The following is an 18572-nucleotide window of genomic DNA, read 5'->3' as shown; positions in this document are numbered from 1 at the left end:
AATCGTATACGCCATTCATAACAAACTATTCATGGCGGGTTCACAGGCTTAGGAGATTCCCCCTCGCACAATGCACAAGTCAACATGGCTCGCTCTAAATGACATTTCTTTAAACTTGCAATTCTCTCTATCTGTTTGAACACCTATGTGTAACTTTTCTGCCACTAAATCAAATCGTTGACATAACTGTTTACTTTTGATCAGATCATAAAATAACATTCTATGAAAACTACTTATTATGGGCAGTCGGCCCTTGAGATTGTAGCTGGTGGAAAGAAACTGCTTTTCGACCCATTTATAAGCCCTAACCCACTGGCAAAGGATATTGACATTCACAGCTTAAAACCCGATTATATCCTGGTATCGCATGGGCATGGCGACCATGTGGCGGATCTGCTGGAAATTGCTAAAAGTAGCGGTGCAAAGGTAATTTGCATTGCCGAAATTGCCGGATGGCTTGGTAATAAAGGCATTGAAAATGTACATGGCATGAACATAGGCGGCGGTTTTAACTTTGATTTTGGCAGGGTTAAAATGGTAAACGCGGTACATTCAAGTACCTTGCCTGATGGCTCGCCGGGCGGTAATCCTGCCGGATTTTTAATTTATGCAGAAGGGAAAGTGATCTATTTTGCAGGCGATACTGCGCTTACCTATGATATGAAACTCCTGGCTGACGAAAACCTCGACTGGGCATTTCTGCCTATCGGCGATAATTACACTATGGGAGCAGATGATGCCATTAAAGCGTCGGCGTTTATCAATTGTAAAAACATCATCGGCATTCATTATGATTCATTCCCGGTTATTAAAATTGATAAGGATGAAGTAACAGAGAAGTTTATCAAAGCAGGGTTGAATTTAAAGTTGCCGGCTATTGGCGAAACTATAGAGTTGTAAGGGAAAATCGCATTAAAATTATGGCCTGTCGGTCTGAGCCTGTCGAAGACTCGTGCGGAGATGCCTCACACCATGCTTCGACAAGCTCAACATGACACCCTTTTTAAAACGCAAACAGCCCCGGCAAAATGCCGGGGCTGTTTCTGTTTGATACCACCGGACTTAAAACTTCCGGCTTCAGACTAAAGACTTATTTCCTTTTCATCTTCATGGTGTCTTTTTTCATGATGGTATCTTTTTTCATTTTCTTCGTTTTCTTCTTCTTGGTAGTATCAGTTTGCATAATGCCTTTTGAGGGGCGAACTACTGTACCGTAAGCGAAAACGCTGCTGAACGAGATCGCTGCTAAAGCGATCATACATAGTGCCTTTTTCATAGTTGATTATGTTTTAGATGGTTAGTTCTATCTATAACAAATTAACTATGGTTTGTTTTTTTTATTTTTTAATTAAATAACCGTGCCGCTTGGTATTATAGCCCGTTTCTTAACTACAACAATGCCATCCTGCACGGTATGGGTTCCATAGTCACCGTCTTCAAGTTTTTCGCCGCAGTTGATGGTTACGTTATTACCGATGTAAGTATTTTTATCAATAATGGCGTTTTGGATATGGCAATTATCGCCGATGCCCATAATTGGCGAACCGCTTTCTTTACATTCGGCAATTTCCTCAAGGGTTTGATAATTGTCGCTGCCCATTACGTAACAGTTTTCGATAATGGTATTAACTCCAATGCGGGTACGAATCCCTATTATAGAATGGATGATCTGTTTGGCATTGATAATACAGCCGTCGGCAACAATAGATTTTTCCATCAGCGTGCCTGATATTTTTGACGGCGGCAACATGCGCGCACGGGTGTAGATCGGGTTTTTATCAAACAGGTTAAACTTGGGGATGTTATCGGTTAAACCCAGGTTGGCCTCGAAAAATGAGGGGATAGTACCAATATCTGTCCAGTAGCCTTCGTATTGATAGCTGGCTACGCGATGGCCTTCAATTGATTGTGGGATGATCTCTTTACCAAAGTCGGTACGCTCGTTGCCTTCAAGCAATTCATATAGCAATTTTCGATTAAAGATGTAGATACCCATTGACGCCAGGTATACACGGCCTTCAGCTTCCATCTCCGGACTAACCTCTGACGCCCAACTTTCAAAATTGCTTTTAGGTTTTTCGATAAATGAGGTGATCATGTTGTTTTCGTCAGTTTTCAGGATCCCGAAACCCGGAACGTCAGCCGCATCAACAGGGATGGTAGCTATCGAAATCTCGGCATTGGTTTCGATATGATGGTTGATCATATCTTCAAAATCCATCTGGTACAACTGATCGCCCGACAGGATCAGTACATACTCAAACTCATGGACCGCCAAGTGGTGTAAGCTTTGCCTCACAGCATCGGCCGTACCCTGAAACCAGGCCACGCTTGATGGTGTTTGCTCTGCCGCAAGAATATCAACAAAAGCATCACTAAAACTGCTGAAGTGGTAGGTGTTTTTGATGTGCTTGTTTAACGAGGCCGAGTTAAATTGCGTTAACACATAAATACGCGTAATACCCGAGTGCAAACAGTTTGAAATGGGAATATCCACCAAGCGATATTTACCCGCAATTGGAACTGCCGGCTTTGACCGCGTTGCGGTAAGCGGTGATAAACGGCTGCCCTGGCCGCCACCGAGCACAATGGAGATTACTTTGGATGTCATAAAGTTAGTTTTAAGCTTTCGTATAGTTCAGTGTATTGTTGTGTTGAGCGTGCCCATGAAAAATCAAGGGCCATCATTTGCTTGCGGAGCTGCTGCATTTTTGCGCTATCCTGGTAAAGTTGTTTTGCCCTGAAAACCGAGTGGCAAATATCTTGTACGCTGGCCTGTACAAAGCGGATCCCGTAGCCTCCCTCATCGCCAAAATCAATGACAGAATCTTTCAATCCACCAGTAGTACGTACAATTGGCATGGTGCCGTAACGCAGTGCATAAAGCTGATTAAGGCCGCAGGGCTCTACCCGCGATGGCATCAACAGGAAATCGGCCCCGGCATAAATCAGGTGCGCCAATGACTCGTCATAGCCAATAAAAGCATTACAATGTTCAGGATATTTATTTTTAAGCTGAAGCAGCGCCAGTTCATTTTCCTTATCGCCGGCCCCTAATATGATAAAGTTTACTTCGCCTTCATTTTCGAGCAGGCTGCGCTCAATGGCGGCTGGCAACAGGTCGGCCCCTTTTTCAACAACCAGGCGACCGATAAAAGTGAATAACGGTTTTTCGGGATCGAGCTCAAAGCGTTTGCAAATAGCTTCTTTATTAGCCCTTTTGCCTTTGGCCAGTGTTTTAGCCGAAAATTTGGTTGGGATCATCGGGTCGGTTTGCGGGTTCCAAACCTCGGTGTCGATGCCGTTCATGATACCGTAGCCCTTTGCCCGTTCAATGTAAAACAGGTACTCCAAACCATTGGAGTTATAAGTAAGCTCCTCCAAATAAGTTGGAGACACCGTTGTATAACGCCAGCTGCATTTAACCGCGGCGGCAAGTGGGTTGATCCCGCCCGCCCAGTCAAGCAAGCCCGTTTTGGTCAGGTCAATTTCAGGTAATAAGGATAGCCTGTCCCAGCCGAAAGCGCCGTGGTACTGGCCGTTGTGTATGGTAAATATGGTTGGGGTATTGGCCAGCCTTGTATATAGTTTGGAATGATAAAGTAAAAACGGGACTAACCCGGCGTGGTGGTCATGACAATGGATCAAATCAGGCGTTTGCTGTGAATAACTGATCCAATCTAAAAATGCCAATTGAAAAGCCATGAACTGGTCGCGCTCATCAGGGTAACTGTAGATATTTTCCCTGTCGAGCAAGCCAGGAATTTTTACTAAATAAAGTTCAAAACCAAGTTTATTTGTTTTCTCTTTCAGTATCTCGAAGAAAAGACGGCGGTTACCGAGCAAGGTTGCAGCAGCAAACACAATTTCAAAGTCGTTTTCCTGGGTAAACTTACGATCGTAAAAAGGCATAACAACCGCAGCCTGCAAACCCGCAAGGTTCTGGTACTTAGGCAATGCGCCAACAACATCGGCAAGCCCGCCAACTTTAGCAACGGGATAGCACTCGGCACTCAAATGGTATATTTTCATTCAGGTTTTATTGGCTCAATTTAAGCAAAGATTACCAAAAGAGAAACCCGCGGCAATTAATATAGTTTTGTAAAATTTAGATTAAAAGCGCTGAAATTTTATTACCGTTAAGATGTTATAGTTGTAAAAATGATAGGGAAAAAGGGAAGGGATAAGTATAGGTTAGTGTATTATGAAGGGGAAAGAATTGTCTTGTATTGCAAAATGCATCATAAATTATAGATATGTCAATGCGGTATCCGCCAGGGTAGCCCGAAAAATTAACTTGCGCTCGTTTGCAACGAGTGCTTAACACGGTTAGGCGATTGCATCGCCAGAGATGCGTTTTAAACGCAAGCCCATATTAAGCGCTCGTTACAAACGAGCGCAAGGATCACATTTTTTAGAAGCTCCCCTTTAGGGGGCTGGGGGGCTAATGCGCCTCCAGCCAGTTCAATCCGGTTCCGATCTCTACCATGATGGGTACCTCGGTTTTGATGGCGGTTTTCATGTTATGCATAATGATCGGTTTCACGATCTCTACCTCGTTGTTAGGCACGTCAAATACCAACTCATCATGTACCTGCATGGTCATACGGGCATCCAGCTTTTGGGCTTTGAACTCCCGGTGAATATTGATCATGGCTATTTTGATCATATCGGCAGCCGAACCCTGTATAGGGGCGTTAATGGCATTTCGTTCGGCAAAACCACGAACGGTTGCATTGGCCGAATTGATATCGCGCAAATAGCGGCGGCGGCCCATCAAGGTGCACACGTAGCCATTTTCGCGGGCGAAGTTCATGGTATCGCTCATGTATTGTTTAATACCGGCAAACTGGATAAAATATTGTTCAATAATTTCGGCAGCTTCTTTACGCGGTATGCCCAGGCTTTGCGATAAGCCAAAGGCCGACTGCCCGTAAATAATGCCGAAATTAACCGCCTTGGCGTTGCGGCGCTGATCGCTGGTTACCTCGTCAAGCCCGATTCCGTAAACGTTGGCAGCTGTTGCCGTGTGGATATCGTGGTTATTGATAAAGGCCTGCATCATGTTAGGATCTTTGCTGATCTCGGCAATGATGCGTAGTTCGATCTGCGAATAATCCGCAGATACTATGGTATGATTGCTATCCCTCGGGATAAACGCCTTTCTCACTTCACGGCCGCGCTCGGTACGGATAGGGATATTTTGCAGGTTGGGATTAACGCTGCTTAAACGGCCCGTTGCAGCAACTGCCTGGTTGTATGAAGTGTGTACCCGGCCTGTTTTAGGATTTACCATCTGCGGTAGCGCGTCAACATAGGTCGACTTTAATTTTTGCAGCTGGCGGAAATCAAGAATATCGCGCACAATATCGCTCTTCGCGGCTAATGAAAGCAATACATCCTCACCGGTTTGATACTGGCCGGTTTTGGTTTTTTTAGCTTTAGGATCAAGCATCAGTTTTTCGAACAGCACTTCTCCCAATTGTTTTGGTGAGGCAATGTTGAATTTTACACCTGCTTTTTCATATACCGTTTTTTCATATTGGGCAATATCTGTTTCCAGTTGCTTGCTAAACTCACGCAGGGTATCATGGTCTATTTTCACTCCCTCGTACTCCATATCCGCCAGTACATAAATAAGCGGGTGCTCTATCTCGTTCACCAGTTTTTCGCCTTCAACCTCTTTTAGTTTAGGCTCAAAAACATCTTTTAGCTGCAGGGTGATATCAGCATCCTCGGCGGCGTATTCTTTTATTTTTTCAAAATCTACATCGCGCATATTGCCCTGGTTTTTGCCTTTGGGGCCTATAAGCTCGGTTATGGAAACCGGTTTGTAGCTAAGGTAATTTTCGGACAGGATATCCATATTGTGGCGGGTATCCGGATCAAGGATATAGTGTGCCAGCATGGTATCAAATAAGGTGCCATTTACCTCAATATTGTACCACTTCAGCATCAGGATATCAAACTTAATGTTCTGCCCTATTTTGCCGATATTTTCATTTTCAAGCACTGTTCTAAATTCGGTAACAATGCTTTGCGCCTCGGTTTGATCGGCAGGGACAGGCACATACCAGCCTTGCCCAGGTTTAACAGAAAACGACAGGCCTACCAGTTCGCAATGATTAGGATCGGTACCGGTGGTTTCGGTATCAAAGCAAATGGTTGGCTGCTGCGCTAATATTTTGATCAGTTCGGCCCGTTTTTCAAGGGTGTCGGCCAAATGATACTCATGCGGCGTATTGTTAATATTTTTGGCAGCGATGATCAGGTCCTCACGAATATCTTCCACATCAACCGTCATGGTGGTACGACCAGTTGCCGTTGGATTGCCAAAAAGATCTATCTGGGTTCCGGCAGGCTTTAACTCGGTTATGCTGAAATCATCGCCAAAAACGCGCTTGCCTAAGGTACGGAACTCCAATTCGGCAAAAAGCGGCTCTAATAGTTCCTTACTTGGAGCGCATACTTCGAGGCCTTCTTCATCCAGTTCAACCGGTACATTTAGCAATATGGTAGCCAATTTTTTCGACATCAGGCCCTGCTCTTTAAACTGTTCAACGTTTTCGCGCTGTTTGCCTTTAAGCTCGTGGCTATGCTCAAAGATGTTTTCCATCGAGCCATATTGTTTAATAAGGGCTTTGGCCGTTTTTTCGCCGATGCCCGGAATGCCCGGAATGCCATCTACCGCATCACCCCATAGGCCTAAAATATCTATCACCTGGTCAACACGCTCAATTTCCCATTTCGCCAATATCTCTTTAACGCCCTGTATTTCCATCTCGTTGCCCATGCGGGCCGGTTTGTAAATGAAAATATTATCTGATACCAGTTGGCCAAAATCCTTATCAGGAGTCATACAATAAACAGTGTAGCCCTTTTGCTCAGCTTTTTTTGCAAGGGTACCGATGATATCGTCGGCCTCGTATCCATCGGAGGTGATAACCGGGATGTTAAAACCCAATATGATTTTTATAACATAAGGTAAAGCCTTCGCCAAATCTTCGGGCATGGCTTCACGATGGGCTTTGTAGCCTTCAAAATCGGTATGTCGTTCGGTTGGTGCTTCGGTATCAAAAACCACGGCCATGTGGGTGGGGGCCTCCTTTTTCAAAACATCCAGCAGGGTGTTGGTAAACCCCATCATTGCCGAGGTGTTTAGCCCGTTTGAGGTAAACCGCGGTGTTTTACTTAAAGCAAAATGCGCCCGGTAAATAAGGGCCATGCCATCCAAAAGAAATAGTTTTTTCATAATATCATTGACACTAATTGCACGAATTTAAGCTAATTGACTCGAATTTTTTGATGCCGGTGTTTATGCAAAGAACACGATTTTTAATGAATTGCATGGTTTTAATTTCATTATCAATTTGCGTAATTCGATCACATTCGTGAAGATTCGTGTTTGTTTTATTTGAAGCTGCAATCAGGAATATGATCATTTACCATACCGGTGGCCTGCATGTGGGCATAACAAATAGTACTGCCGAAAAACTTAAAACCCCGCTTTTTCATGTCCTTACTGATGGCGTCAGATTCGGGGCTGGTAGCCGGTATTTTGTGCGAATGATTTACGATTGGCTTTCCATCGGGCATAAAGCTATACAGGTATCTATCAAACGAACCAAATTCTTTTTGTATACCGATGAACAGTTTAGCATTGTTGATAGCGGCTAATATTTTAAGTCTGTTACGGATGATACCCTCGTCATGCATTAAGCGCTCAACATCTTCATCGGTAAAAGCTGCTACTTTTTGCACATCAAAATTGGCAAATGCCTTGCGGTAGCCTTCGCGGCGGCGTAATATAGTGATCCAGCTAAGCCCGGCCTGTGCGGATTCTAATATCAGAAATTCAAATAAGGTATGATCGTCATGAACTTCTTTGCCCCATTCTTCATCGTGATATTTGATGTACAGTTCGTCGGTGCCTGCCCAGGAGCAGCGGATTAGGTCTTTTGGATTTGTTTGATCGGTCATGTTTTACAAGGTTTATGTTGATTATAAATCACGTCATTGCGAGGAACGAAGCAATCCTCGATTAGCAGAGCCGCTCTGTATAGTTCGCGATTGCTTCGTGCCTCGCAATGACGTGGTGAGGTTATTTTATTGTTCGTTCAGCTCATCCCAATATTCAACAGCCCTGCGGTAATGCGGAATAACTATTGATCCGCCAACCAAATTGGCAATCATAAAAATCTCGTTCATTTCATCATTGTTGACGCCGGCTTCGTGGCATTTGCCGAGATGGTATTTGATGCAATCGTCGCAGCGTAAAACCATGCTGGCTACCAGGCCAAGCATTTCTTTGGTTTTAACATCCAGTGCACCTTCGGCATAGCTGGTGGTATCAAGCGCAAAAAAGCGTTTAATGTTGGTATTGGCGGTTTCCATGATCCTGTCGTTCATTTTAGAGCGATAGGCGTCAAATTCTTCTACAAGTTTTCCCACGGTATGTTGAATTAATGAGCGGATAAATATTTTAGCTAATAAAGCTAAATTAATTAGCAATCAAAAGTATAAATCTTTATTTTTATCCGGTAACATTACTAACAAAATTTACCGGATAATTATGGAAAGCCTATCGCCCAATATTTTTGTGAAAGACATCGCCGCAACCATCAGCTTCTATGAACTGCTTGGTTTTAAAGTAGCCATGAGTGTACCCGAAACTGGGCCCGATCTTGTTTGGGTCATGATGACTAACGGAAGCGTTACCATGATGTTCCAAACCTTTAGCAGCCTGGCCGATGATCTGCCTGAGATAAGCCGTACCGACGGCGGCTCATTACTGTTGTACATCAACCTGAAAAATATCCGTGCTTTTTTTGAAGAAATAAAGGATAAAGTAACCGTACTAAAAGGCCTCGAAACTACCTTTTATGGCGCTACCGAATTTTCCATAAAAGATAATAACGGTTATGTGCTCACTTTTGCCGAGCATGAATAAATAACTTACTGATTAACAAATCGTCATTGCGAGGTGCGAAGCAATCCCAAAACAGCGGAGCGACTAAGCAAGTTTCTCTGTATAGTTCGCGATTGCTTCGTACCCCGCAATGACGCCTTTTTATAATATGATCAACTTTAAACGTGCCGACCATATCCAGGTTTGCGTTCCGTTAGAACGGCTGGAAGAAGCAAGGATTTTTTATACCGACGTGGTGGGGTTACAACGGATAGAACGACCGGCCTTTAATTCAAAAGGTTACTGGTTTCAGATATCAAATATCCAGCTTCATTTAAGTACCGAAGATGCTTTACCGCGCACATCGCGGCATACGGCCTTTGAGGTTACTGATATTGCAGAAGCCCGCCGGCACCTGGAAAACTATGGCGTTGAGTTTTGGGAAGAACCTGTTCTTCCAGATCGCACGCGGTTTTCATTTATTGATCCATTTGGGAACAGGATGGAGTTGTTGCAGTTTACGGAGTGAATTAAATTAACAGATGATGAGATAAAAATATGTCGTTGCAGTAACCATCAGGGAATCCTGGAAAAAAACTAAATGACGTCTCCGCGTTGGTATATTTAAGGTATGGTGCGTAGGGCAGCGTTAGGGATAGTAGCGGATAGCCCACAGCGTGCGGAGACCTTGTGTGTGGGCAAGGCGAGGACTTGTAGCGGATAGCCCGGGCCGGAGGCAACGCCCACATTATCATTAAAAACCAAAATTCACTTTTGATAATCAATAACTTACAATCACGTCATTATAAGGAGAAACGACGAAGCAACCACATACTATACAGGGCGGTTATGCTTCCGTGCGATTGCCGCGCTGCGCAATGACATGGTTAAATGAGTTTAGCGGGAGTTTACAACGCCAGCTCCACCATCGGGTCCCAAAAATGCGATTTGAAATCCTGGATCTGATCGTCAACTACTTTTACGCCTTCACTTTCCAGCATTTCGGCCATGCGGTTGCCACCGAAATGGGCTTTTGCCGTTAGCAAGCCCTGCCGGTTTACTACCCTGTGAGCAGGTACCGGAGGCTTTACATTCCCGGCCGCTTGCATGGCCCAGCCTACCATGCGCGATGAGCCTTTGGTGCCAAGATAGACTGCAATAGCGCCATATGAGGTTACCCGTCCCGGCGGAATGAGCCGGGCTACCTGGTAAACTTTTTCAAAAAAATTAATATCCTCCATCAGGCGTTTTCGGTAAATGAAAACTTAAGGTAGTTAATGTTTTTGTTATCCTTTAAATATTTTTTCTCGTAGTAGGTTTTAATAGATAGCACCTCATCGGCATATGCTGAATTGTAGAGGTCTTCAGTTTTAACGTGCAGATTCAGCTTCAACTCGTCAATTTTTTCGGCGGTATAAGCATGCAATCCATCGTTATCTGTTTTAAGGTTAACACAGCCACCTGGTTTTAAGACGACGATATATTTATCTAAGAACCGTGGTGAAGTTAATCGCTTTTTTTCGCGGCTTATCTGCGGTTGCGGATCGGGAAAGGTGATCCAGATCTCATCTACTTCGCCGGGAGCGAAATAATCGAGCAGGTTCTCGATCTGAATGCGCAGGAAAGCAACATTGGGCACACCATCTTCAATAGCTGTTTTTGCACCGCGCCAGATGCGGTTGCCTTTATAGTCGATACCAATGAAATTTTTATCAGGGAACATGCGGGCAAGGTTCACGGTATATTCACCTTTGCCGCAGGCCAGTTCAAGTACTACCGGGTTGTCGTTCTTGAAAAATTCGCGGCTCCATTGGCCTTTGAAAGGTTTGCCGGCATCTAATTGCAATACATTACTAAAGGTTTCAACCTCGGCAAAGCGCCTTAACTTATCTTTTCCCACTTTACGTTTTTAAAATAAAGCGCAAAAATATTGAAATTATTTTAACACGAATGATTTGCTTGTTGCAGAGCAATTAAATCGAATTGCACGAATTGGTTTAATGGATCTGTATAGCAGGTTTGAGAAATTCGAATAATTAGCAAAATTCGTGTGGGAATTTTTAACACGAATTGATTTGCAGATTGAGCAGCAAATAATCGAATTACACGAAGTTCAAAGATTAAACTTAATTCTAATTCGTGAAATTCGTCTCAATTCGAAAAATTCGTGTAAAAATTATTATACGACAGACCCGCCTACAGGCTTAACATATGGCGCAGGTTTGTATGCCGCGTCATCTTTCTTTTTGGTGAATTTGGCGAAAAGCGCTTTTGCTTTGTCCCAAATGCTGCTCACGGTATCCTCATTAACATAGTTTGAAGCCTTTTGTGATACCAGGCCAACCAGTGTTTTTACCAAAAAGTTGGAGTGTTTAAAAAGCGTTTTATTCAATGTAAGCGGAATCACGAACCTGGAGATCAGGTTGAGAATATCGGGATGAAAAAAACTGGTATTTTTTACACCATCGGTATCATTTGAACGCGGGAACAGCGTAAGCACAGTTGAAAATAAAGCAGAGGGGCTGTTGACGCGGGCCTTCAAAGCCACCGATTGCTGTTTTTCAAGCGTTTTTAACCTGAATATTTCGGCTTGCAGATCGCTGATGTTGGTGATATGAAGATCCATGGTTTATCTTTTAAATATTTTTTGAATAAAGATGTTGATAAGCGGCCTTTCAAGGTGTCGTTTAAATATCTTGATAAACATGGCTATCAAAAAGTAAAGCACGGCAATACATCCAAAACCCATCCAGTAGGAGTGTAAGATATCGGCAAGAAAAAAGCCTAAAGTAACACTCGCAAAAAGAAAAGCCAGTACCATGCTTATTACAGTCACCAAATCGGCAATGATGCTTGCTAATATGGAGGTACCACCTTCAATAGCTTCGTATTTTAAAAGTTTAAACCGGGTTTCGGCATATTCCTTTAACTGATCAACTATTGGGGGTACTGGTGGTTGAGTCTCTTTTTTATCTTCCATGGGTAAGGTTATATATCCCGGATGTTGTTTTATCCGCATCCGGGATTGGTGTTATACATGCTTATGCGTGCTCAAGATCGTCCTGGTATTCTTCTTCGGCACCTTTAATTTTCGACTTGATGTTTTCAACAACTTTGTCTTTTAAGCCAACCAGGTTGTCAATTTCGGCAGCCGCGGTATCTTTTATCGACTCTCCCAGGTTTTTTAATGATTCGGTAAGCTTGTCGCGGGTTTCATTGCCTTTATCAGGTGCAAACAAAATACCTAACGCTGCCCCTGCTGCTAAACCGGCAAGCAATGCAACAACTACTTTTGAGTTATCATTCATTGTAATATAATTAAAAGTTGAACATTTGATTAGTTACGTGTAAATATCCTGCCAAATATGTGCATTTGGCACAATTATTTTTATTTAAGTATAAATTAACTTTTATCAGCCAAATAAATTTTACCCTGTGTTCACAAAACTATTCAGGGCTGTACGGTATATTTTATACGCTGTTTATCCGTTCAAGCCTGTCGGCCGCCATGCGGTTTGTTTCATAAATTTCCATCAGCAGCAGGAAATAGGATAACAATACCGGGCCAAACACCAGGCCCAGGATTCCGAAAAGGGGCAGGCCTATAAAAACGCCTATTATTGAAATAATAGGGTGTGTGTTGGCTACACGCTTGTTAATGATCATGCGCAAAAAGTTATCAATATTGCCAATGAACAATAAACCATAAGCCAGCAACGCTACCCCCTGCCAGTTGTGCCCCTGTGCAAACAATACAATGCTTGCCGGGATACAAAGTGTTGGTGCACCTACCACCGGTAAAAACGAAATAAAGATAGCGATAACCCCCCAAAAAATCGGGTCGGGAATGCCGAATATCCAAAATCCGTTGGCCAGTAATATTCCTTGCGTAAGTGCTATAATTCCCTGGCCTAAAACGTTTGAATAGGTAGAGTCGCGCAGGGCGTTGGCAAATTTCAATGCATGCTGCTCCCTGAATGGCGCATATTTCAACAGCCCGGCCTCAAATTCACGAATTTGTGTAAACATGAAATACAGTATAATATACAAAACCAGCAGGGTCAATATGGTGTTGGCCGCGCTGCCCAGTATAGACGGGAAGAGGCCGGTGGCAAAGGTGCTTAATTTTTGTAACGTGTCTTCGGCAAAATGAGGTTGATTAAGGTTAGCGCCGGCAAAGGCATCGATTTTTGAGATCCATTGGTCAATAGGGAGATCTTTAAGGTTGATGCTTGAAATTTTACCCACAACCATTATGCTTAGTGTTAAGAAAGGGATCACGATAACGATAAGCGATATAAAAATTATAAGCAGGGCCACCAGCGAGCGGTTCCATCCTTTGTTTTCGGCAAGATTAATGTAAAGGGGACGAAAAATGGTGAACAGCACTACTGCGCCAAGAATTGAGCTAAACAAGCTGCTGAGCGCATATAATAAAAAACAGCCAAGTATAATGATACTCGCCAGGATAATATTGTTGCGCTGCTTATAATTGAAGACTGACATGTAGGCTGTTGATTGATACTTGCTTAAACAAAAAAACGCCAAAAAGTTTTAGCGTTTCAAGCATTAATTGCAACGCCTTTAATTAGTATCGTTAAGCAGGGTATTGATCCGGATTGAACTTATTTCTATGGTATCCATGTAAAACAAACAGTCTGATGTTGGATTGGGTATTTCATACCGTAATTGCTCAAGCGCCAGGTGAATGTTTGATAATTGGTTTTTTATATCGTGCCTTAATTTACGCAGGGCCTCGGCATCGTCCTTTTCTTCATAAGCCCCCATTTTACTTAAGGTTAATGGCCTTCATTTTATTATAAAGCGTTTTGCGGTCGATATTCAGGATCTCGGCAGCTTTGGTTTTGTTGAAATTAACTTCCCTTAACACCCTTATAATTGTTTCATACTCGGCCTCGAGCGCGGCATTTTTAAGGTCATGACGGGGTTCTTTAGCCTCAGGGGCTTCTGCCACGTGCGCTGTGGCATGATGATGCTGCGTATAATGATTAGCCGTTTCGTACGATAATTTATAGGTCGACATTTCAAGCGGCAATGCTTTAAGCGTGATCTCATTGCCCTCGGCTAAAAGCGCTGCACGGCGGATCACATTTTTAAGCTCTCGGATATTGCCCGGCCAGCGGTAGTTCATAAAGCAATCCACGACCTCCTGCGAAAACGATTCAACATTGCGTCCGAGCTCCTGGTTGGCTATCTTCAAAAAATGTTCGGCCAGTAATATAATATCATGGCCGCGCTCACGTAATGGCGGCATGTAAATGCTAAACTCGTTAAAGCGATGATAAAGATCTTCGCGGAAACGGCCCTTCTGAATCCCTTCCTGCAGGTTCTCGTTGGTGGCAATGATAATACGTACATCAAGATCGATCTCCTTGGTGCTGCCTATTCTTTTGACCTTACGTTCCTGTACGGTACGAAGTAAAGCTGCCTGGATCTCGTACGAAAGGTTGCCCACTTCATCTAAAAATAAAGTGCCTCCGTTAGCCATTTCAAAGTGGCCTATTTTAGTATATAAAGCGCCGGTAAATGAACCCTTTTCGTGGCCAAAAAATTCACTTGCCGCGAGCTCCTTGGTTAAAGAACCGCAATCCATTGCTATAAAAGGCTGGTTATGCCGCGGACTGTTGAGGTGAATGCTTTTCGCTACGGATTCTTTTCCGGTACCGCTTTCGCCTAAAATAATAACACTGTAGTTTGTTGGAGCCACCAGTTCTATCTGCCGGGCAAGCTCTTTTGACGCGCGGCTGGTGCCGGTTACAAATTCGGCTGCAAAAACGGTTTTTTTTACAGTGTTAACTTTAGTTTTCTCAGGTAAAATAGTCGCCTGGGGCTCCTCGTCAATTTCAACCAGGGCATGGTGGGTTTCAAGGGCCTTATTAATAGTATTTAATATTTCATCAGGATACAGCGGCTTGGTGATATAATCATAGGCCCCCATTTTAATAAGCTCAACCGCCATTTTAATATCTGAATAGCCGGTGATGATGATAACCCCTGTTTTAGGATATTGAATTTTAATATTGCGGAGCATTTCGCGGCCGTCGGTATCTTCGAGCCTGAAATCACATAGTACAAGTTGATATTCACCATTTTTCAACGCTTCCATCCCCCCGGTACCGCTTGATGCCGTACTAACGTCAAACCCATTCCGCGTCAAAAACTTCGATAGCAATAACGCCACATTAACTTCATCATCAATGATGAGGATCCTTTTCATATTCAGCAATTATTGTGCGGTAAATGTAATATTACGTGTCAAAATACAAACAATGTGCTAATTTATACGATTTATTTAATTATAAAGGTTCATATCAACTAAAAAAACATAATAAAAAAGGGGAGCCCGAATGAGCTCCCCTTTTGATATCAAGGTATATGTAGGGCCATATATTAAAAGCCGTACGCTACACGTAAACCTATAAAGTTAACTTTGCTTGCATCAACGCCGGTAGCATATTTGGTGGTTGCTTCATAGCGGATACCGGCATCAATAAAGCTGCTTGCACTCACCGGGAACTGAACACCAATTTGCGGAGCGTAAACAAATGCAGTTGATTTATTAGCGCCAACGTCAGATTTGTTTAACAGGAATGCAGCACCAGCTTCACCTTGTACGTAGAAGTTGCTGATAGGGAAGTATTTCAAACCTGCTTTAACCGGGATCAAATGAAAATCGGTTTGATCAAGGCCTTGTACACCGCCAATATCTTTTTTACCAAAAATGTTATTGTAACCTGCGTTAACTGTAACAAATAACTGGTTTGAAAGAACCGGGATATCGGCCTGTACCGAACCGCCTAAATTCCATTTGTAGTTGTCTTTGAAATTGCCAACAGGTAAACCTGCTTCAACGCCTATGCTATAACGGATTCCATTGTTTGTTGTAGTTGATGTTGTTGAAGGGGTAGTAGGTGTGGTTGTTTGTGCTTTTGCACCAAATGCTAAGCCTGCAAATGCAAGGGCTAATGCTGAAACTTTGAATAAATTTTTCATAACTATTGTTGTGTTTTTGATATATGTTGTTTTAAACACACAGCAAATTAACAACACAAATCAGATGCGATTTTTCATCCAAAAGTCATGAATATTTAATCGATTGATTAATAGTAATTTATTTTTTGACCCTATGGGTATTTTAGTCAGGGCAGTGTAAAATGCCGTCGTAATTGCTGTTTTTCTGTCAAAATTAACATTGGCTTAGCATGTGTTTTTGACCCGAAAAATGATGAATTCTGCGTGAAATTGGGCGAAACGACTAAATGCCAAAAAAAATCCTGTGAATTTGGTGAGCAATGTGCATCCGGTAATCATTACAGAACTGCACAAAACAAAAAGGGCTTAAGCAAACGCCCAAGCCCTTTAGTTGCTAAAAATAATAGCGGATATTATTCTTTATTCTCCAATTCGGCAGCAGCGGGTTCATCGAGGAACCATTCTACTTCGCCGGATATGGAATCAATAAGCTGTGCCGGATAAAGCTCAATATCCTCATCATCTTCCAGGATGTGTTTTACAGCTTCTGCCTTGCCTGCGCCGTAAACTAAGAATGCTATTTGAGCAGCATCATTAATAAGCGGTGCGTTGAGGGTAATGCGCCATACCTGCTGGTCTTCAAGCCATACTTCTTTTACACCAGGCACACGGTCATGTAACACCGGCGTATAAGGGAATAATGATGCGGTGTGCGAGTTATCGCCTAAGCCTAACAGCACCAGGTCAAAACTAGCTTCGCCATCATCAAAAAACGCCGAGATCACCTCCCAGTATTTGGCAGCGGCTTCGGCAGGGCCAAACGATGTCTCAACCGGGAAAATCTGTGCCGGACTGATCATCAATGGCTCAAACAACGCTTTTTTTGCCATTAGGTAGTTGCTGTCCTTATGGTCATGTGGCACGTTGCGCTCATCGCCAAAAAAGAAGAAAACCTTTTCCCAGTTCACCTGGTCGGCGTATGTTGTTGAAGCTAATAGTTCGTATAGCTTTTTAGGTGAGCTGCCGCCCGAAAGCGCCACACTGAACTTCCCGTTTTTGTTAATAGCTTCGGTAGCCAGGGTAACAAAGTGATCTGCCAGCCCGGTTAAAACTTCACCTTCCGTGTTATAGATATTCAGTTTCATCAGCTTTTTATTTTTTACCGTTTACAGGTAAAGTAAACCAATTATAACCGTCGCGGGCAATTAAAGCTTCTGCTGCTTCAGGGCCCCATGAATCGGCCGAATAATTAGGGAAGTTAAGGCTCTTTTTATTTTGCCATGTGTTTAGTATCGGCATTACCAGTTCCCATGCTGCCTCAACCTGGTCACCACGCATAAACAGGGTTTGATCGCCCATCATGGTATCCAGGATCAGTGTTTCATAAGCTTCAGGCGCCTGGTTGGTATAAGTACCTTTATAGTCAAACACCATATCAACGGCGTTTAATACCATATCGATACCCGGGCGTTTAGCCTGAACCTGCAAACGGATGCTCATCTCTGGCTGAATGCTGATGATCAACCTGTTTTGCTGCCAGCTTTCAGTAGCTTCGGCCGGGAAAATCTGGTGAGGGACATCTTTAAACTGGATAGTGATAACTGAAGATGACTGGTGCATTCTTTTACCTGTACGCAAGTAGAATGGTACACCTTGCCAGCGCCAGTTGTCGATGAAGAACTTAATTGCTGCAAAAGTTTCGGTATTTGATTCCGGATTAACTTTTGGTTCTTCGCGGTATCCCGGTACTTCTTTACCTTTCATCCATCCGCTGCCGTATTGGCCCCTAACTGTTGAGTTACGTACGTCTTCAGCGGTAAACTTGCGCATTGCTTTCAATACGTCAACTTTGCGGTCGCGTACTTCGTCGGCGCTAAAACTGATAGGAGGTTCCATAGCCACGTGGCAAAGCAATTGCAGCAGGTGGTTCTGGATCATATCCCTCATCGCACCTGAGCCATCATAATAGTCGCCGCGTTCTTCAACGCCCAATTGCTCGGTAACTGAAATTTGTACGTGCTCAATATGGTTACGGTTCCATAACGGCTCCATAATGGAGTTGGCAAAACGGAAAGCCATGATATTTTGAACAGTTTCTTTACCCAGGTAATGATCGATACGATAGATCTGGCATTCATCAAAAATGCTTTTCAATAACTGGTTCAGATCTTTTGCAGTTTCCAGGTCGTGTCCAAATGGCTTCTCAATGATGATCCTTACACGTTTTTTATCATCGGCCAGTTTAGCTTTTGATATGTTTGAGGCAATGATCGGGAAGAAATTAGGCGCTACCGCAAGGTAAAACAACACGTTTGCCTTAGTTTTCCACTCGGCGTTGTGTTTCTCAATGCGTTTGCCAAATTCTTTGTATGTTTCAAAATCAGTAGCGTCAGATACCTGGTAATAAACGTTTTTTACAAATTCGGCCCATTGTTTATCATCCGTTTTACCGCTGCGCGAAAACTGGTTGATATCTTTATATAGGTTTTCTCTGAACTGCTCGTCGGTTAGCTTGGTACGACCGGTACCAATGATTGAAAATTGTTTGGGCATCCATCCATCTAAAAATAGATTATATAGGGCCGGCGCAATTTTCCGGGAGTTCAAATCTCCCGTTCCACCAAAAATGATAAATATGGTAGGGTCTGATTTAGCTGTTGTGCTCATTGTT

The 18572-nt window shown here is 43.2% G+C and carries 20 protein-coding genes; 3 read left to right on the top strand and 17 right to left on the bottom strand.

Annotation, left to right across the window (positions count from 1 at the left end):
* Window positions 1-222: 222 nt before the first annotated feature.
* The gene (locus tag FHW88_RS13140; RefSeq protein ID WP_090532371.1) at window positions 223-900 is read left to right on the top strand and encodes a metal-dependent hydrolase; all 678 of its coding nucleotides are present in this window, start codon (window positions 223-225) and stop codon (window positions 898-900) included.
* 190 nt (window positions 901-1090) lie between these two features.
* Here FHW88_RS13140 and FHW88_RS13135 read toward each other — a convergent pair whose 3' ends face one another.
* The 6 genes from FHW88_RS13135 to FHW88_RS13110 all read right to left on the bottom strand — a co-directional run bounded on the left by FHW88_RS13135 (window position 1091) and on the right by FHW88_RS13110 (window position 8451).
* Window positions 1091-1276, bottom strand: coding sequence for a hypothetical protein (locus FHW88_RS13135; protein WP_090532369.1), 186 nt, complete (start codon window positions 1274-1276; stop codon window positions 1091-1093).
* 72 nt (window positions 1277-1348) lie between these two features.
* Window positions 1349-2611, bottom strand: a complete 1263-nt coding sequence (locus FHW88_RS13130) for a glucose-1-phosphate adenylyltransferase (RefSeq protein ID WP_090532368.1) — start codon at window positions 2609-2611, stop codon at window positions 1349-1351.
* Window positions 2608-4032 (bottom strand): glycogen synthase, encoded by a 1425-nt coding sequence (locus FHW88_RS13125; protein ID WP_090532367.1) that lies wholly within the window; start codon window positions 4030-4032, stop codon window positions 2608-2610. Before FHW88_RS13125 ends, FHW88_RS13130 begins: the two co-directional genes overlap by 4 nt.
* A 412-nt stretch (window positions 4033-4444) precedes the next feature.
* Complete coding sequence (gene polA, locus FHW88_RS13120; protein ID WP_176625930.1) at window positions 4445-7252, bottom strand: DNA polymerase I; 2808 nt, start codon at window positions 7250-7252, stop codon at window positions 4445-4447.
* A 158-nt stretch (window positions 7253-7410) separates the two neighbouring features.
* Window positions 7411-7980: a DNA-3-methyladenine glycosylase I gene (locus FHW88_RS13115; RefSeq protein ID WP_176625928.1), complete on the bottom strand. Its 570-nt coding sequence runs from the start codon at window positions 7978-7980 to the stop codon at window positions 7411-7413.
* Between the two features lie 126 nt (window positions 7981-8106).
* On the bottom strand, window positions 8107-8451 hold the full coding sequence (locus FHW88_RS13110; protein WP_176625926.1) for a carboxymuconolactone decarboxylase family protein: 345 nt from the start codon (window positions 8449-8451) through the stop codon (window positions 8107-8109).
* Between the two features lie 121 nt (window positions 8452-8572).
* Here FHW88_RS13110 and FHW88_RS13105 point away from each other — a divergent pair, with 121 nt between their 5' ends.
* Window positions 8573-8950, top strand: coding sequence for a VOC family protein (locus tag FHW88_RS13105; protein WP_176625924.1), 378 nt, complete (start codon window positions 8573-8575; stop codon window positions 8948-8950).
* A gap of 127 nt (window positions 8951-9077) precedes the next feature.
* A complete protein-coding gene (locus tag FHW88_RS13100; protein WP_176625922.1) occupies window positions 9078-9437 on the top strand; it encodes a VOC family protein in 360 nt (119 codons plus the stop codon).
* Window positions 9438-9816: 379 nt separating this feature from the next.
* Here the strand turns inward: FHW88_RS13100 and FHW88_RS13095 are convergent, their stop codons facing one another.
* From FHW88_RS13095 to zwf, 11 genes are all read right to left on the bottom strand, one after another.
* Window positions 9817-10149, bottom strand: a complete 333-nt coding sequence (locus tag FHW88_RS13095) for an MGMT family protein (RefSeq protein ID WP_176625920.1) — start codon at window positions 10147-10149, stop codon at window positions 9817-9819.
* Entirely contained in the window at window positions 10149-10808 is a 660-nt protein-coding gene (gene trmB / locus FHW88_RS13090) for a tRNA (guanosine(46)-N7)-methyltransferase TrmB (protein ID WP_176625919.1), read from the bottom strand. Before trmB ends, FHW88_RS13095 begins: the two co-directional genes overlap by 1 nt.
* 279 nt (window positions 10809-11087) lie before the next feature.
* Window positions 11088-11534, bottom strand: a complete 447-nt coding sequence (locus tag FHW88_RS13085) for a hypothetical protein (protein ID WP_176625917.1) — start codon at window positions 11532-11534, stop codon at window positions 11088-11090.
* Between the two features lie 3 nt (window positions 11535-11537).
* The gene (locus FHW88_RS13080; protein ID WP_167516304.1) at window positions 11538-11888 is read right to left on the bottom strand and encodes a phage holin family protein; all 351 of its coding nucleotides are present in this window, start codon (window positions 11886-11888) and stop codon (window positions 11538-11540) included.
* Between the two features lie 61 nt (window positions 11889-11949).
* Window positions 11950-12216, bottom strand: a complete 267-nt coding sequence (locus tag FHW88_RS13075; RefSeq protein WP_090532345.1) for a YtxH domain-containing protein — start codon at window positions 12214-12216, stop codon at window positions 11950-11952.
* 163 nt (window positions 12217-12379) lie between these two features.
* The gene (locus FHW88_RS13070) at window positions 12380-13414 is read right to left on the bottom strand and encodes an AI-2E family transporter (RefSeq protein WP_176625915.1); all 1035 of its coding nucleotides are present in this window, start codon (window positions 13412-13414) and stop codon (window positions 12380-12382) included.
* Window positions 13415-13492: 78 nt separating this feature from the next.
* Entirely contained in the window at window positions 13493-13696 is a 204-nt protein-coding gene (locus tag FHW88_RS13065) for a hypothetical protein (RefSeq protein ID WP_176625913.1), read from the bottom strand.
* Window position 13697: 1 nt separating this feature from the next.
* Window positions 13698-15146: a sigma-54-dependent transcriptional regulator gene (locus tag FHW88_RS13060; protein ID WP_176625911.1), complete on the bottom strand. Its 1449-nt coding sequence runs from the start codon at window positions 15144-15146 to the stop codon at window positions 13698-13700.
* Between the two features lie 173 nt (window positions 15147-15319).
* Window positions 15320-15922, bottom strand: a complete 603-nt coding sequence (locus tag FHW88_RS13055) for an outer membrane beta-barrel protein (RefSeq protein ID WP_176625909.1) — start codon at window positions 15920-15922, stop codon at window positions 15320-15322.
* Between the two features lie 392 nt (window positions 15923-16314).
* On the bottom strand, window positions 16315-17046 hold the full coding sequence (pgl, locus tag FHW88_RS13050) for a 6-phosphogluconolactonase (protein WP_090532338.1): 732 nt from the start codon (window positions 17044-17046) through the stop codon (window positions 16315-16317).
* Window positions 17047-17053: 7 nt separating this feature from the next.
* Window positions 17054-18568 carry a glucose-6-phosphate dehydrogenase gene (gene zwf, locus FHW88_RS13045; protein ID WP_090532336.1) on the bottom strand — a complete coding sequence of 505 codons (1515 nt, stop codon included), beginning with the start codon at window positions 18566-18568 and terminating at the stop codon, window positions 17054-17056.
* Window positions 18569-18572 lie beyond the last annotated feature (4 nt).

It is taken from the genome of Mucilaginibacter sp. SG538B (assembly GCF_013376065.1).
GTDB lineage: Bacteria > Bacteroidota > Bacteroidia > Sphingobacteriales > Sphingobacteriaceae > Mucilaginibacter > Mucilaginibacter rubeus.
Note: the sequence above shows the minus strand (reverse complement) of the source record. Positions and strands in the feature narration are given on the sequence as shown.

Bases quoted from the DNA above. Each gene is read 5' to 3' on its own strand.
- FHW88_RS13140 (WP_090532371.1), top strand. From the start codon at position 223: ATGAAAACTACTTATTATGGGCAGTCGGCCCTTGAGATTGTAGCTGGT.
- FHW88_RS13085 (WP_176625917.1), bottom strand. From the start codon at position 11,534: ATGGATCTTCATATCACCAACATCAGCGATCTGCAAGCCGAAATATTC.
- FHW88_RS13100 (WP_176625922.1), top strand. From the start codon at position 9,078: ATGATCAACTTTAAACGTGCCGACCATATCCAGGTTTGCGTTCCGTTA.
- polA (WP_176625930.1), bottom strand. From the start codon at position 7,252: ATGAAAAAACTATTTCTTTTGGATGGCATGGCCCTTATTTACCGGGCG.
- FHW88_RS13065 (WP_176625913.1), bottom strand. From the start codon at position 13,696: ATGGGGGCTTATGAAGAAAAGGACGATGCCGAGGCCCTGCGTAAATTA.
- FHW88_RS13055 (WP_176625909.1), bottom strand. From the start codon at position 15,922: ATGAAAAATTTATTCAAAGTTTCAGCATTAGCCCTTGCATTTGCAGGC.
- FHW88_RS13130 (WP_090532368.1), bottom strand. From the start codon at position 2,611: ATGACATCCAAAGTAATCTCCATTGTGCTCGGTGGCGGCCAGGGCAGC.
- FHW88_RS13105 (WP_176625924.1), top strand. From the start codon at position 8,573: ATGGAAAGCCTATCGCCCAATATTTTTGTGAAAGACATCGCCGCAACC.
- FHW88_RS13095 (WP_176625920.1), bottom strand. From the start codon at position 10,149: ATGGAGGATATTAATTTTTTTGAAAAAGTTTACCAGGTAGCCCGGCTC.
- FHW88_RS13115 (WP_176625928.1), bottom strand. From the start codon at position 7,980: ATGACCGATCAAACAAATCCAAAAGACCTAATCCGCTGCTCCTGGGCA.
- zwf (WP_090532336.1), bottom strand. From the start codon at position 18,568: ATGAGCACAACAGCTAAATCAGACCCTACCATATTTATCATTTTTGGT.
- FHW88_RS13070 (WP_176625915.1), bottom strand. From the start codon at position 13,414: ATGTCAGTCTTCAATTATAAGCAGCGCAACAATATTATCCTGGCGAGT.
- FHW88_RS13125 (WP_090532367.1), bottom strand. From the start codon at position 4,032: ATGAAAATATACCATTTGAGTGCCGAGTGCTATCCCGTTGCTAAAGTT.
- FHW88_RS13060 (WP_176625911.1), bottom strand. From the start codon at position 15,146: ATGAAAAGGATCCTCATCATTGATGATGAAGTTAATGTGGCGTTATTG.
- FHW88_RS13135 (WP_090532369.1), bottom strand. From the start codon at position 1,276: ATGAAAAAGGCACTATGTATGATCGCTTTAGCAGCGATCTCGTTCAGC.
- pgl (WP_090532338.1), bottom strand. From the start codon at position 17,046: ATGAAACTGAATATCTATAACACGGAAGGTGAAGTTTTAACCGGGCTG.
- FHW88_RS13080 (WP_167516304.1), bottom strand. From the start codon at position 11,888: ATGGAAGATAAAAAAGAGACTCAACCACCAGTACCCCCAATAGTTGAT.
- FHW88_RS13075 (WP_090532345.1), bottom strand. From the start codon at position 12,216: ATGAATGATAACTCAAAAGTAGTTGTTGCATTGCTTGCCGGTTTAGCA.